This is a genomic window from Undibacterium sp. KW1 (assembly GCF_009937955.1).
Classification (GTDB): domain Bacteria; phylum Pseudomonadota; class Gammaproteobacteria; order Burkholderiales; family Burkholderiaceae_D; genus Undibacterium.
This window is the reverse complement of sequence record NZ_AP018439.1, coordinates 2,144,746-2,159,187: the sequence shown is the minus strand read 5'-3', so window position 1 is coordinate 2,159,187 and position 14,442 is coordinate 2,144,746. Positions and strand designations below refer to the sequence as shown.

Below are 14,442 nucleotides of genomic sequence, written 5' to 3'. Positions count from 1 at the left end.
CTATCCCGGCGTCAAAATACACTTCTTATACAAAGCCCGGGATTTTGCCTGCGCCGTACAAAACCAGCGTCAGGCCAGCCAGCACCTTACTTTGTTAATAAGAATTTCATATTTCTACTGTAAACTGCGTAGAAATCATCATTCTCGGCACACAATGTAGTGCAAGAGATTTGTGAGCTTTGCCACAGTTTGTTAACATAGCTACTTTTTGGCTTTATATTTGGCCTTAATTTTGGCTTTAGCCGCCACTTCTTACTCATTCAGCATGTCTCCAGACGAATATTGCCAGCAAAAAGCTGCACAAAGTGGCTCCAGTTTTTACTATAGTTTCCTGTTTTTGCCCCAGGCAAGAAGGCGGGCAATTACCGCCCTGTATGCATTTTGCCGCGAAGTCGATGATGTTGTGGATGAAAGCACTGACGACATGGTGGCCCGCAGCAAACTGGGCTGGTGGCGCAAGGAAGTGCAGGCCATGCTGGCAAATCAACCCACGCATCCTGTCACCAAGGCTTTGCTGCCTCACATGGCAGAATACCAGCTTGATGGCGCGCACCTGCTGGCGATCATCGATGGCATGGAAATGGATTTGAACCAGACCCGCTACCTCGACTTCAATGCGCTGCAAAAATATTGCTGGCATGTCGCCGGCGTGGTCGGCATTTTGTCGGCCAGTATTTTTGGCATCACCAATCCGCAAACCCGTGAGTTTGCGGAGAAACTGGGACTGGCTTTCCAGATGACCAATATCATCCGCGATGTGGGTGAAGATGCGCGTAAAGGCAGGATTTACTTGCCCGTCAACGAATTGCAGCAGTTTAATGTCACTGCAGCCGATATTCTGAATGCCCGCCATAGCACGCAATTTGAGTCCCTGATGCAATTCCAGTATGAGCGCACGCAAAAACTGTATGAAGAAGCCTTTGCTCTGCTGCCGCCGGAAGACCGCAAGGCGCAAAGAACCGGCCTCATCATGGCAGCAATTTATCGCGCCCTGCTGGTAGAAATCCAGCGTGACGGCTTCCATGTACTGAATCAGCGCATTTCGCTGACACCGATACGCAAACTCTGGCTAGCCTGGAAAACCTACGTCCGTGGCTAAAAAAGAGGCGCTGAAAAACAAGTCAGTCGCCGTCATCGGCGCTGGCTGGGCTGGTTGCGCGGCTGCCTGTGAACTGGCACAACAAGGTGCCACCGTTACATTATTCGAATCCAGCCGCAATCTGGGTGGGCGTGCGCGTGGTGTCACAGTGCATGGGCATGAACTGGACAATGGCCAGCATATTTTGCTGGGCGCCTATACTCAGAGTCTGCGCCTGATGCGACTGGTTGGTGTCGATACTGAAACAGCACTATTGAACTTGCCGCTGCAAATGGTCTATCCAGAACTGGAAGATGGCATGTCGTTTATCGCTCCGCGCTTGCCTGCCCCACTACACTTATTACTCGCACTGATTAAATCCAGTGGCCTGAGCTTTGCTGACAAAATGGCACTGGCAAGATTTTCATCCACAGCACGCTGGATGGGTTGGCGTCTGAATGAAGATTGCAGCGTCCTGGAATTACTGGAACGTTTTGATCAGACACCGCGGCTTTGCCGTTTGATGTGGATACCACTCTGCATCGCAGCCCTGAATACGCCGCCAGAACGCGCCTCAGCCCAGGTATTCTTAAATGTACTGCGCGACAGCCTCGGAGCAAAACGCACAGCATCCGACATGCTGATACCCCGGCTGGACCTGAGCGGTATCTTCCCAGAAAAAGCAGCTGACTATGTACGCGCTCACGGCGGGCAAGTCTTAACAGCCCATACCGCAACATGCCTTGTGCAAAATGAAGATGGCAAATGGCAAATTGAACTGAAGCAGGCAGAAGCACAACTGCCGCTCCATGATGCAGTCATACTTGCCTGCGATTTTGCCAATGCAGACAGACTATTGTCCACATTGCCATTCAAAGATCAGGCAGCACCCTTGCCTGCAATGACGTACGAACCTATCACTACCTGTTATCTGCAATATGGCTCAAACGTCAGGTTGCCACGTCCCATGCTGGCTCTGCTTGACGATGCGAGTCAAAAAAAATGGGGGCAATATGTATTTGACCGTGGTCAGTTACAACCAGATCAGGCGGGCTTGCTGGCGGTGGTGGTGAGTGTTTCGCAAGCTGCCACAGAAATTGACAGACATGAACTGGCGATGGATATTGCTGCCCAACTGACACAAAGCCTTGGCTTGCCAGAACTGGCGCAACCTATCTGGCATCAATGCATATCGGAAAAGCGCGCCACCTTCAGTTGCGCACCTGGTTTGAACAGGCCAGACAATCATACAGCTTACCCTGGCCTGTATCTGGCAGGCGACTATACCAAAGGCGACTACCCTGCCACTCTGGAAGGAGCCGTACGCAGTGGCATAGCAGCCAGCCACGCTATCGCCAAAGACTTGAAGACGGCAAAAAACTAATCCGGGATTTCGCTATCGACATCGCGGATTCTGGACAGGGCTTCTTCTATCCTGTCGACCCCGATGATGGTCAGGCCTTCGATTTTTTGTTTCGGCGCATTTGATTTTGGGATCATCGCAATCGAAAAACCCAGCTTGGCCGCTTCACGCAAGCGCTCCTGACCACGCGGTGCGGGACGTATCTCGCCAGCCAAACCAACCTCGCCAAACACCACCAGCCCACGTGGCAGGGGTTTATTGCGCATCGACGAATTGATCGCCAGCAACACGGCCAGATCAGCGGCCGGCTCTGCAATCTTGACGCCGCCCACAGCATTGATAAACACATCCTGATCAAAAGCCGCCACACCAGCATGCCTGTGCAACACCGCCAGCAACATGGCCAGGCGGTTTTGCTCAAGACCAACGGACAAACGGCGTGCATTGGGTGCATGTGAACTGTCAACCAGCGCCTGTATCTCTACCAGCAAGGGCCGCGTCCCCTCTTGCGTGACCATGACGCAAGAGCCAGCCACCTGGGTATCATGCTGCGACAGGAACAAGGCAGAAGGATTGGATACGCCCTTCAAACCTTTTTCCGTCATGGCAAACACACCGAGTTCATTGACTGCACCAAAACGGTTTTTAATCGCCCGCACGAGGCGGAAGCTGGAATGGGTGTCGCCCTCAAAATACAAGACCGTATCAACGATATGCTCAAGCACACGTGGCCCGGCCAAGGCACCTTCCTTGGTGACATGGCCGACCAGTATCATGGTGATGTTCATGGTCTTGGCAACACGTGTCAACTGGGCGGCACATTCGCGTACCTGGGCAACTGAGCCGGGCGCAGAACTCAGGGCATCTGAATACATGGTCTGGATGGAATCAATGACCACGACTTGCGGCTTATGCTCAGCCAGGGTATTGAGAATTTTTTCCAGTTGTATCTCGGCCTGTAATTGCAAGTCCTTCGCGTCCAGCGACAGGCGTTTGGCGCGCAGGGCGATTTGTGCTCCCGACTCTTCGCCACTGACATACAAGACCTTTTTCTTTTGAGCCAGATTAGCCAGCGCCTGCAACAGCAAAGTGGATTTACCTATGCCAGGGTCACCACCTATCAGCACTACGCCGCCGGCAACCAACCCGCCACCGAGCACGCGGTCAAACTCATCAATATCAGTACCAAAACGCGGCACATCCAGCGCCTCAATTTCTGCCAGGTTCAAAACAGGTGCAGATTGCGCCAGCCCCTGGGGTTTGGCACTAAAGCGGTTGCCAACAGATTCGACGATGGTTTCGACCAGGGTATTCCATTGGCCGCAAGCCGGGCACTGCCCTGCCCACTTATTGACAATACCACCACATTCAGTACAGGTAAAATTGGTTTTTGCTTTTGCCATCTTCAGACCAGAGGAAATTTGCGGGGGTTTACAAGTTCAGTTCGCATCTGCATGCAGACCAGAAAAACACTGGCATTTTAACCAGTATTCAGCAAATAGCTTGCCTTATTTCACTAATTCCGCACAATTTTCATGGTATAAAGCTGCCAGTGACATTTTGTAGCAGGTAGATATAGAGCATGAATAAAGCATGAAGAGCGGTTTTTACACCATCATGGCGGCGCAGTTTTTTTCTTCACTGGCCGACAATGCCTTACTGATAGCCGCGATGGCATTGCTGACATCCATAGGTTCGCCCCACTGGATGCCACCATTGTTAAAATTATTTTTTGTTTTGTCTTATGTTTTGCTGGCACCTTTTGTCGGCGCCTTTGCTGATTCCCTGCCCAAGGGCAAGGTCATGCTCATTACCAATATGATCAAAGTCGGTGGCTGTGCGCTGATGTTTTTTAATATCCATCCCCTGATCGCCTACGCTGTTGTTGGCTTCGGTGCAGCAGCATACTCACCAGCTAAATATGGCATCCTCACCGAATTGCTACCTCCAGAAAAGTTGGTCGCGGCGAATGGCTGGATAGAAGGCTTGACGGTTTCGTCCATCATTTTTGGCACGGTATTGGGCGGCGCTCTGGTCAATTCCAGAGTATCGTCAGTGCTACTCAATTTTGACTTTCCGCTCATCGACTTTAATATAACAACGCCTTCTGAAGCTGCTTTGTGCGTGGTCACTGCTTGCTATGCAACGGCAGCCTTATTCAATATACGCATCCCGGATACAGGTGCTCGCTATAAACATCAGCAACGCAATCCTGCCAAGCTAATAACTGAATTTGCCGAATGTGTGACTATCTTGTGGAAAGACAGGCTGGGACAAATTACCCTGGGTGTTACCACTCTGCTATGGGGTACTGCAGCTACTCTGCAATTCATCGTACTGGAATGGGCAAAACAGTCCCTGCATATGAAACTGGACCAGGCCGCCATTCTACAAGGCGTAGTTGCTGTTGGCGTTGCTCTCGGAGCGGTAGCTGCGGCCCGTTTCGTGCCTTTGAAAAAATCGTTGAACGTCATGCCTTTAGGTGTGGCCATGGGCTTGGTGGTCATCACCATGATTTTCGTGCACAACATCTGGGTTGCTTACCCACTACTGATCCTGGTTGGCGCCTTGGCTGGCTTCTTTGTCGTTCCCATGAATGCTTTGTTGCAGCACCGCGGTCACGTCTTAATGAGTGCCGGGCACTCTATTGCCGTACAAAATTTTAATGAGAATTTGTCAGTTCTGACTATGCTGGCTATCTATACTTTACTGAACTCCATGAACATGGACATCATGGTCATCATCGTATTGTTTGGCCTGTTTGTGTCCAGCACTATCTATGCCGTCATACGCAAACACATGGCCAATCAACGCGAGTATGATTCATTGGCATTGATAGGCGAGCACAAGCACTGATCAAGCGATGGGCGATTACGGCCCCTCGCTGCACATTGCATGTGATTGAGTGTGATGAGGAGTGCGCTTCAGCTTGACCATGTCGGCCTGCATAAACCAGTCATCCGGCACCACCATACCCCGCCGATACTCCTGCATCAGGCCGTGGTTTTCCTGCATCAAGGCGAGCATGAGTGGCGCACTAGAAGTGGCAAAGTAAGTTTGCATGCTATTCAGTATGCTTTCTTTCTCCTGCACTGCATTCTTGTCCGACTGTGCCGGTGCCAGCCACTCCAATCTGTCCAGTAACAAGGCATGTTCAAAATCCAGCGACCGCACTTCTGCTTGCGTCCATATCGCTCCACGGCAGTGATTTTGTGCCAGCCCGGCGATAAGGTCATCGTTCGCTTGTTCGTCGCGGTAAAACAACCAGCCAAGTATCAGCGCCTGCGCACTTTGCACTGGGCCTGGCAAGACCTGCTGTGCCAGCGGATGCCGGGATAATCCCAATTGTTGCCCCATGATTTTATGCAGCTTGGTGCCCAGGCTGTCCGCCAGATTGGGACCAAGATAATCATATAAATCTGGTACCACTGCCGCATCGGCATGATACAAGTAAAATTTTGTTGCCAACTCCAGATGCTGCAGGCCAGCCTGGGCCTGCAACAGAAAATCAAACTCCCCTATCGTACTCGCGCCCTTGTTATGCACCTGCAAACCGTGCGCAACCAGCAAGCAGTGGGCAGTCAAATAGAATTCATAGAGCCTCTCAGCATACAGGCCAAGCCGGCGCGAAGGATGGCGCTGCAACAAGTCGAGCACGGGGCTTGGATCACGATCAAGCTCGGTCAGCCATTGTGGCAATACTTGAGCATCAGAAAATACTGCGCCTGCCAGTTTACCGTCCCAGGAAACATGATGGGTATCCAGCAGACCCGGCGCTGTCAGCATCCATGTCAGTGCCCGCACATGAGGATTGTGGAGATGCTGCCATTGCCGGTGAAATGCAGCCTGTGCGCTCTCCATGTGACTCAATTTGCTGACAGTGCTTTAATAGCGAGACATAAATCTGCCCAGGCCTTGGCCTTGTCCGCAGGTTTACGCAAGAGATAGGCCGGATGATAAGTTGCCACCACTGGTATGCCATTGAATTGATGCACCTTACCACGCAATTGACCCACAGGAGTTTCAAGATCCATACCCAACAGGGACACGGCAGCAGTCTTGCCCAGCGCCACAATGATTTGCGGTTTGATCATGGCGATCTGTCTGTGCAGATAAGGCAGGCAGGCTGCGATTTCATCAGCAGTCGGTGGCCTGTCCTTGCCTTGCGCATCTGTAGGACGGCATTTGACGATATTGGCGATATAGCTTTGCTCGCCGCGCGGCACACCCAAAGATTTGAGCATATTGTCGAGCAATTGCCCGGCAGCACCGACAAAAGGCAATCCCTGCAAATTCTCGTTGTAACCAGGCCCTTCACCGACAAACAGCCATTTGGCCTGTTTGTCACCGGTGCCAAATACGGCTTTTTTCCTGCCCTGGCATAAACCGCATAAGCGGCAACTTTCTACCATGGGCTGCAATTCATCCCAGGATAAAGTGGCGACCACAGGTTCATTATCTGCAGACAAAACAGTAGGCAGGTCTTGCGGCATCCATTCATCTGGTTCAGGCATGCTTTCAAAAGCCTGAGCTAAAGACTCGGCTACAGGCTGGTGTTTGTGCTGCACAACTTCTGGTTCTGGCCAGGCAGCATCTATTGCTGGTTTTGCATCTGTGACTACTGGCTCAGCAGCTTTCGCAACGACAGGCGCAGGATGCTGCCTGACTTCAGACTCAGCCTCCATGGCAGGCTCAGGTGCTGGCGATTCAATATTTCGTAATAACCACAAAGGCCCAAGGCCTAGTTCTTGCAAAGCTCTTTGTCTGTTATAGGCGTCAAAAGTCTGCATCAACACATCCTCCGCATCACTATTGCATCTTCACGCTGATTATCATGTGCAGGGTAATAACCTTTACGGACACCTATTGCAGCAAACCCGGCACCTTCATACACACTGATAGCACGCGCATTACTACGCCTCACTTCCAGCAAAATCGAGGCATAGGCATGCTCTTTGACGTAAGCAAATAATTTTTCCATCAGTAATTTTGCATGGCCCTGGCCCTGGTATGGCAAATCTACCGCGAAATTCAGCAGGTGTAATTCATCCAGTATGGGCATGACCACAAAATAGGCAAACAAATCCAGCTCTGCATTCCTGAAGCCAAAAGCTTCATAGCCACTGGAAAAGGAATCAGTAAAATTGCCACGTGTCCAGGGATGGGCATACACCCGCTCTTCTATGCTGAGTATGCTGTCAACATCAGCAAACCCCAGCTTGCCATAATGCGGTGCAGTCAATTTCAAATCCATTGCCAACTCCATTACACTGGCACCTTGGCTGCCTGGAGTTTGACTTGCTCACGCTCTGCGGTAGTCAGGGCGATTTTATTGCGCAGGTACAGGGGCTGCGCCTGATCTGCTGGCAGACTACGGCCAGCGACAAAATCCAATTGCCCCAATATGCCAACTTGTCTTGCGTGCGGCATGCATGGCAGACTGGCATACTGGGCCAGTGCAGATTCAGGCAAAACCAGGCCATTTCCCAATGCCAGTTGTGGACTTCCCAGCGTGATGCCAGCCAACGCGACATCTAAAGCTGACAATGCAGGTGCGCTTATTTCCGTCCATCCTGCCGCATCGTCAAAACGGTACTGCGCCCAGTACACTTCGTTCATACGCGCGTCGAGTATACAGACGAACTCAGTTGCGGCTACCTGTTCACGCGCTGCTTCAGCCATGGCCAGCAAACTCACCACCGGCATGACTGGCAGGTCAGCACCATAGGCCAGGCCCTGCACGATGCCGCAAGCCGTACGTATGCCGGTAAAAGCACCGGGCCCACAGCCAAAAGCGATGGCATCACAATCCTGCAAACGCAGGCCTGCTTCTGTGAGAAGCTCCTGTATGGCAGGCAAAATGCCCTGGGAATGTGTCTGGACACCGCTGAGTTCGCGGACAAATATGCCACCATCAGTCAAGATGGCTGCGGTGGCGAGCTCGGTAGAGGTTTCAATTGCTAAAATTCTGGTCATACGCGTATTTTACCGTGTTCCACCTGTTTCAAGACTGGCTGTTTGCCAAAGCTTATACCCTGGTCATACCTTAATTGCGCCTCAGCTCATCACTTGGTTTAAAATTACGTGATGAATACCATCATGAATACAGAAGATATTTCCGCAATAAAGGCTGACCTGGCAAATAAAGACTGGTTAATCGCCTGCCTGTGCGCCGCCTGGTGCGATACCTGCAATTTTTACAGGGCGTCTTTTGACGAACTGATGAGCAAGCATCCCGATAAATGCTTTGCCTGGATAGATATCGAAGATCAGGCCCATCTGGTGGATGAAATAGATATAGAGAACTTCCCCACCATCCTTATACAGCACCGCGACCAGGTGATTTTCCTTGGCACTGTGCTGCCGGATGCAGCCCAGTTGCAGCGCCTGATTCTCTCCATGACAGAAGAAACGCCAGACCCGCAAGTCAAACGCAGCGCCCTGAACCAGGCAGCACCCGATGGCTGGAACATACGGGAACTGATACTCGCAAGCTAAGCGTCTTGCCCCTGAAACCATCAATGGTCTGCAGCAAGGCTGCAGATACCACCCCTTTGAACTCTATCGCCAGAAAGACAAAAGGGACTAGATTTGCATCTAGTCCCTTGAATCTGGTGCGGCTGGCAGGAATCGAACCCACGACCCCTTGGTTCGTAGCCAAGTACTCTATCCAGCTGAGCTACAGCCGCGAAAAACAAGATTATAGCCGGACTGATGCAAAATGGAAAGCCCCCAAAGCCAGATTATTTTTTCTTAGCTAAAAGATATTCCCGTCCAATACAAGCCGGAAACTTCAGTCTGCGCATTAAAATTGGGGGTAAAAAAGACAAAAGGGACTAGATTTGCATCTAGTCCCTTGAATCTGGTGCGGCTGGCAGGAATCGAACCCACGACCCCTTGGTTCGTAGCCAAGTACTCTATCCAGCTGAGCTACAGCCGCGAAAGACCGAGAGTATAGCACAGGCATTTCGGTTTGATAAGTGCCTGTGCCAAGTTTTTAGATTTCCACCTGTGAACCCACTTCAATCACCCTGTTACTTGGTATCTGATAAAAATCAGCAGCATCACGGGCAATACGGGACATGGCCACAAATACACTCTCACGCCATGCAGCCATGCCACTACCCGGGCTGGAGATGATGGTCTGACGTGAAATGAAGTAAGAGGTTTCCAAAGGCTCGAAAGTCAGGCCATAGGGCGCGCACAGCGCCAGGGCACCCGGGATATCCGGCTCATTCTTGAAGCCATAATAGACGTCAATCTGATGACAGGCATTTCCCAGGTCACTGACCTTGATCCTTTCCGAGAAAGGCACCCAGGGAATTTCACGATTATGCAGGGTCAGGAAAATCACACGTTCATGCAATATCTTGTTATGCGAAAGATTGTGCAATAACGCATGCGGCACACCATCGGCCTCGCCACGCAGGAAGATTGCAGTACCTGCGACACGCACTGGAGGAGAAACAAACAGGGATTCGAGGAAGTCTTCCAATGGAATCGCATGCTTTTTCAAATTGTCGAATACCAATTCGCGGCCACGCTTCCAGGTCATCATCAGGGTGAACATTACTATACCCAAGACAACAGGGAACCAACCACCATGGAAGAACTTCAAGGCATTGGCAGAGAAAAGTGCTACGTCAATGAACAGGAAAAAGCCTGTCGCCGCGAAACAAAGGAAGGGGTTATATTTCCAACCATAACGAATCACGAAGAAAGTCAGGAGCGAAGTGACCAGCATCGTACCAGTGACGGCAATACCGTAGGCCGACGCCAAACTGGAAGACGAACCAAAACCAATCACTGCAGCAACCACAACTGCCAGCTGCAACCAGTTAACCGCAGGAATATATATCTGGCCTATTTCTTTTGATGATGTATGAACAATCTCCATGCGCGGCATAATACCCAGCGAAATTGCCTGCTTGGTCATAGAGAAGGTGCCAGAAATTGTTGCCTGCGACGCGATCACTGTCGCTATCGTCGATAAAATCACCAGCGGATATACACTCCATGCACCCAGTTGCTGGTAAAAAGGATTGCTGACGGCTTCAGGAGTGCCAAGCAACAATGCCCCCTGGCCAAGGTAATTCAAACCCAGGGATGGAAATACAATCATGAACCAGGCTGCACGTATGGGCTTGCTACCAAAATGGCCCATGTCTGCGTACAAGGCTTCTGCACCGGTAAATGCCAACACGACTGCACCCAAAGCCAGGAAAGCCAGCCATTTATATTCTGTCAGAAAATGAAATGCATGTGCAGGATTTAAGGCCCAGAGTATTCCGGGCATCTTGGCGATATTATACAAACCCATACCGGCAAGCACGATGAACCAGATCACCATAATGGGGCCGAACCACTTGCCTATGCCAGCAGTGCCCTTGTATTGCACAGAATACAACAGCAGCAAGACGACCAAAGTGATGGGTACCACATAGGGTGTGAAAGCGGGGGTTGCAACTTCCAATCCCTCTATTGCAGAAAGCACCGATATGGCAGGAGTAATGACGCCGTCCCCATAAAATAGTGCGGCACCAAACAGTCCCAAAACAAGCAACGTAAAATGCCATTTTGACGATTTACCCACTGACTCCAGAGCCAAAGCAGTCAAGGCCATAATACCGCCTTCACCACGGTTATCTGCCCTGAGTATGAGCGTTACATATTTAATGGCGACAATGACCAGCAGGCCCCAGACGATAAGCGAAACCACGCCGAAAATATTCGCCTCATTCAGGGGGAGACCATGTTCTTTTGAAAACACCTCTTTCATCGTGTAAAGAGGACTAGTACCTATATCGCCATAGACGATGCCGACAGCAGCCAGGGTCAAGCCTGCAAGGCTGCTTTTTGTGTGTTGATTAGCCAATTGTGTACCTTGTTATTATTGGTGCATTGCACAATAGGTGAATTCGTTCAGATTTTCAAGTAAGTGCAACAAAAAAAGGATGCTTGACAAGGATCAAATTCAAGCGTCGATTTTTTCTGAAAACCTGACTTTGTGCATACTGTTTTCTACAATTATTGTTATTTCACAAATCCTGATAAAACTCAAATAAAACTCATACGACCAGAGGTAAATCGAGATAAAAACTGGTTCCAGCCCCAAGACTGCTTTTAACGCTGAGTTGCCCGTGCAAAATCGAAGTGGTAATGTTGTAACAAATGTTGAGGCCAAGGCCACTGCCTCCCTGCCCCAGTTTGGTGGTAAAGAACGGGTCAAAAATTCGTTTCTGGTTTTCTTCGGGTATGCCTTCGCCATCATCGCTAAAGACGATCAGGACGCGCTCCCCATCTACCGTGCTGACATTGATTTCCATGCGGCCCGCCTGCCTTTTATCAAAGGCGTGCAAGATAGAATTCTCCACGAGGTTGCTGATCACCTGGCCCAGAGAGCCTGGATAGCTGTCCATGTGGATGTTGTATGGCACATTGACTTGTATGCTGTGACCGGTCTGGGTAATGCGTATATTCAGGGTGGCGATAATGTCATGCAAGACCTGGCGCAGATCAAAGCTGCGCCTGTGTTCAGAAGTGCGGTCGACCGCCACCTGTTTGAAGCTGCTGACCAGGGTCGCAGCACTGCTCAGGCCACGCATCAATATTTCTGACGAGGTTTTGACTTCTTCACAAAAATTATTCAAGTCTGAGCGTCGCAAGCTTTGTCCTGCCAGCTTGCTGCTCAGGTAGCGGCTACCATCCTGCAAGGTGCTGGCGACCAGCAGGCAATTGCCTATGGGGGTATTGAGTTCATGCGCAACACCGGCAACCAGCGAGCCCAGGGCAGCCAGTTTTTCCTGCGCCAGCAAATGCTCCTGGGTTTTTTGCAGACGCATATAGGCATCAGCATTACCAAGGGCAATAGCACCATACGCGCATAACGAGCGAAAGATCATTCGCTCCCTGTCGCCATACACATGCTGGCGTGAAGATTGTATGGTCATCGCACCCAGTATCCTGTCGCCGATGATCAGCGGCGCAAACAGCATGCTGTGCACCATTTCAGTACCTGGTATCAGACCTGGCAATTCATCTTCGGCAGCCAGCTCTATGGCAACTTCACGGCGCTCTTTGACGCAGCGCACAGAGTTGGACACCGGGCTGGACATATAAACGGTATCTGGCTCTATAGGCATACCATTTTCCACACCAAAGGCTGAGGTCATGCTTTGCAGGTCATCATCCATGAGATAGATGACAAAGGCAGTCACATGCAGCAAGTCGTGCACGTGGCGATTCAAGGCTTCAAAGACTGCCGCAGCATCCAGGCTGGCAGTAATTTCCTGCCCTATGGTTCCCAATTTTTCCAATACGATGCTGGTTTGTTGCAAGACTTTGGCACGTTGCGCTTCTGCTGCAGCCAGTTGGCGCAGATGTCCACTCTCAGCCTTCATGCGCTCAGTCTGCTGGCTCAGTTGCATGGCATTGAGCCGGTTTGCAGAAGCAAGTTTGTTACTTTTTTCGCGGGCAATGAGTGCCAGTTGCCCAAATTCATAGGCCTGGCGAAAATTGTCGGCAGCCGCATAGGCATGGGCAATTTCTTCATACAGGTCTGGGGGTATGGTAAATCCGCTGATATTGTCAGCGAGGTCAAGTGCCATGCGCAGATAATGCAAGGAGGCGCTGGCAGCTTGCATTTGTGCAGGTTCGGGCAAGCTATGACGCGTGTATAAAGCGGCGAGCACACGCAGGACTTCAATATGCCGGTAGCCATCAGTACTCTGGCGCGCCAGCGTCAATGCTTCAAGCGCGACAGCCAATGCCGCCTTGGCTTGTCCTTGCATGGATAAGGCATTGGCATAACCACGGCGTGAACCTATGCGAAAATCCAGATGATTCTTTTTATCCGCCCAGGAAATCAATTCATGAAAACTGGTCAGCGCAGTTGCATAGTCCCCCATGTCCAGTGACAAATCACCGAGATAACGCAAGGCCAGTAAATGGGCACGTGCCCCAACCACTTTGGCAAGTATGGGCAAGGCATTTTCAAGCATCTGCTTGGCAGCATCCAGGCGCCCAAGTCTGCGCAGGGTCTCTGACATCTGTACCAGGCAACTGGCTATGCTGTTGGGCCATCCGGCTGCTCTGGCCAGATCGAGTCCATCCTGTATCCAGTGCAAGGCCGACTGATGATCACTCATGCTGTTAAAGGCATCACCTATATTGCTGGCAGCAGTGATCATGCGGCGCTTTTGCCCATAATTTCTGGCGAATTCAAATACCTGTATGCCACGCCCTGCGGATGCACCAAAATCACTGGTGAGGGAGTAGGTATACATTAAAAATTCATTGATATAACTGCGCAAGAACAGATCGTCACTCTGGTTTTCAGGATTGCGGTTTTCTCCCCAACGTTCAAGCGCCAGAGGCAAGTTGCGCAACACCAGTTGATTTGCCAGCAGGTATTCAGCGGCGGTTTCGCGCATCTTGTCTTTTGCCACAAGAGCAAACTGAACTGCCAGGCCAATTTCTGATTCAACGACTGGCACCTCGCCTTTTTGCAAATTAACACTCGCAAGCAAAAAATGTGCATCTGCAGTGCAGCACGCAGCCAGGTCAGAGCTATTGCCAGTTGACAGTTCCAGAGATTGCACAGACAACTGCGCCGCCTGATCAAACTCGCCAAACAGCCATGCAGCTTCAGCCCGGATCAGTAGCAAGCGGGCGCGTATGAGCCGTGCAGGGCTGCCTGCATCACTATCATCAGAAGGAAACAATTCGCCAGTGAGATTTTCTGTGGCCTGGGCCAGCTTAAGTGCCCTGAGAGTGTCACGCTGGCGCAAATGCCAGGCAAGCTTTAACTGCAGATCCAATAATTCCATCCCCCGCAAACCTGGCAATTCGCGTTCCCACTGCTCTACTTCGTCATTGGTAACGAAAATGTCCATCGGGTGAAATTAAAGAGGTTGGATGATTTTAACGGATTGAATATTGAAGAAATAGTATCAGATCGGGCAAGAATTTGAAGATAATCCCGAAGCCAGAAGAGCGTATT

General features: G+C 50.8%; 11 protein-coding genes and 2 tRNA genes. 4 read left to right on the top strand and 9 right to left on the bottom strand.

Annotated features, from left to right (window positions below):
* Positions 1 to 265: 265 nt before the first annotated feature.
* Both hpnD and hpnE read left to right on the top strand, forming a co-directional pair.
* On the top strand, positions 266 to 1,099 hold the full coding sequence (gene hpnD / locus UNDKW_RS09590; RefSeq protein ID WP_162058511.1) for a presqualene diphosphate synthase HpnD: 834 nt from the start codon (positions 266 to 268) through the stop codon (positions 1,097 to 1,099).
* Positions 1,092 to 2,462, top strand: coding sequence for a hydroxysqualene dehydroxylase HpnE (gene hpnE / locus UNDKW_RS09585; protein ID WP_162058510.1), 1,371 nt, complete (start codon positions 1,092 to 1,094; stop codon positions 2,460 to 2,462). Before hpnD ends, hpnE begins: the two co-directional genes overlap by 8 nt.
* Here the strand turns inward: hpnE and radA are convergent.
* Positions 2,459 to 3,844 carry a DNA repair protein RadA gene (radA, locus tag UNDKW_RS09580; protein WP_162058509.1) on the bottom strand — a complete coding sequence of 462 codons (1,386 nt, stop codon included), beginning with the start codon at positions 3,842 to 3,844 and terminating at the stop codon, positions 2,459 to 2,461. The two genes, hpnE and radA, sit on opposite strands and share 4 nt — an antisense overlap.
* 190 nt (positions 3,845 to 4,034) lie before the next feature.
* Here radA and lplT point away from each other — a divergent pair, with 190 nt between their 5' ends.
* On the top strand, positions 4,035 to 5,297 hold the full coding sequence (lplT, locus tag UNDKW_RS09575) for a lysophospholipid transporter LplT (protein ID WP_162058508.1): 1,263 nt from the start codon (positions 4,035 to 4,037) through the stop codon (positions 5,295 to 5,297).
* Positions 5,298 to 5,312: 15 nt separating this feature from the next.
* Here the strand turns inward: lplT and UNDKW_RS09570 are convergent, their stop codons facing one another.
* From UNDKW_RS09570 to tsaB, 4 genes are read right to left on the bottom strand one after another with little or no spacing between them, the layout of a single operon-like run.
* The gene (locus UNDKW_RS09570) at positions 5,313 to 6,302 is read right to left on the bottom strand and encodes a DUF1853 family protein (protein ID WP_162058507.1); all 990 of its coding nucleotides are present in this window, start codon (positions 6,300 to 6,302) and stop codon (positions 5,313 to 5,315) included.
* Between the two features lie 5 nt (positions 6,303 to 6,307).
* Positions 6,308 to 7,231, bottom strand: a complete 924-nt coding sequence (locus UNDKW_RS09565; protein ID WP_162058506.1) for a uracil-DNA glycosylase family protein — start codon at positions 7,229 to 7,231, stop codon at positions 6,308 to 6,310.
* Complete coding sequence (gene rimI, locus UNDKW_RS09560) at positions 7,231 to 7,695, bottom strand: ribosomal protein S18-alanine N-acetyltransferase (protein WP_162058505.1); 465 nt, start codon at positions 7,693 to 7,695, stop codon at positions 7,231 to 7,233. Before rimI ends, UNDKW_RS09565 begins: the two co-directional genes overlap by 1 nt.
* Positions 7,696 to 7,706: 11 nt before the next feature.
* Entirely contained in the window at positions 7,707 to 8,417 is a 711-nt protein-coding gene (gene tsaB, locus UNDKW_RS09555) for a tRNA (adenosine(37)-N6)-threonylcarbamoyltransferase complex dimerization subunit type 1 TsaB (protein WP_162058504.1), read from the bottom strand.
* 123 nt (positions 8,418 to 8,540) lie between these two features.
* On the opposite strand from tsaB, the gene UNDKW_RS09550 reads away from it, so the two are divergent.
* Positions 8,541 to 8,939, top strand: a complete 399-nt coding sequence (locus UNDKW_RS09550; protein WP_232063322.1) for a thioredoxin family protein — start codon at positions 8,541 to 8,543, stop codon at positions 8,937 to 8,939.
* Positions 8,940 to 9,053: 114 nt separating this feature from the next.
* On the opposite strand, the gene UNDKW_RS09545 is transcribed toward UNDKW_RS09550, so the two are convergent.
* The 4 genes from UNDKW_RS09545 to UNDKW_RS09530 form a co-directional block, all read right to left on the bottom strand.
* A tRNA-Arg gene (locus UNDKW_RS09545) sits at positions 9,054 to 9,130 on the bottom strand.
* 174 nt (positions 9,131 to 9,304) lie between these two features.
* Positions 9,305 to 9,381: transfer RNA gene (locus UNDKW_RS09540), tRNA-Arg, on the bottom strand.
* Between the two features lie 57 nt (positions 9,382 to 9,438).
* Positions 9,439 to 11,316: a potassium transporter Kup gene (locus tag UNDKW_RS09535; RefSeq protein WP_162058502.1), complete on the bottom strand. Its 1,878-nt coding sequence runs from the start codon at positions 11,314 to 11,316 to the stop codon at positions 9,439 to 9,441.
* A 193-nt stretch (positions 11,317 to 11,509) separates the two neighbouring features.
* A complete protein-coding gene (locus UNDKW_RS09530) occupies positions 11,510 to 14,335 on the bottom strand; it encodes an ATP-binding protein (RefSeq protein WP_162058501.1) in 2,826 nt (941 codons plus the stop codon).
* Positions 14,336 to 14,442: the final 107 nt, after the last annotated feature.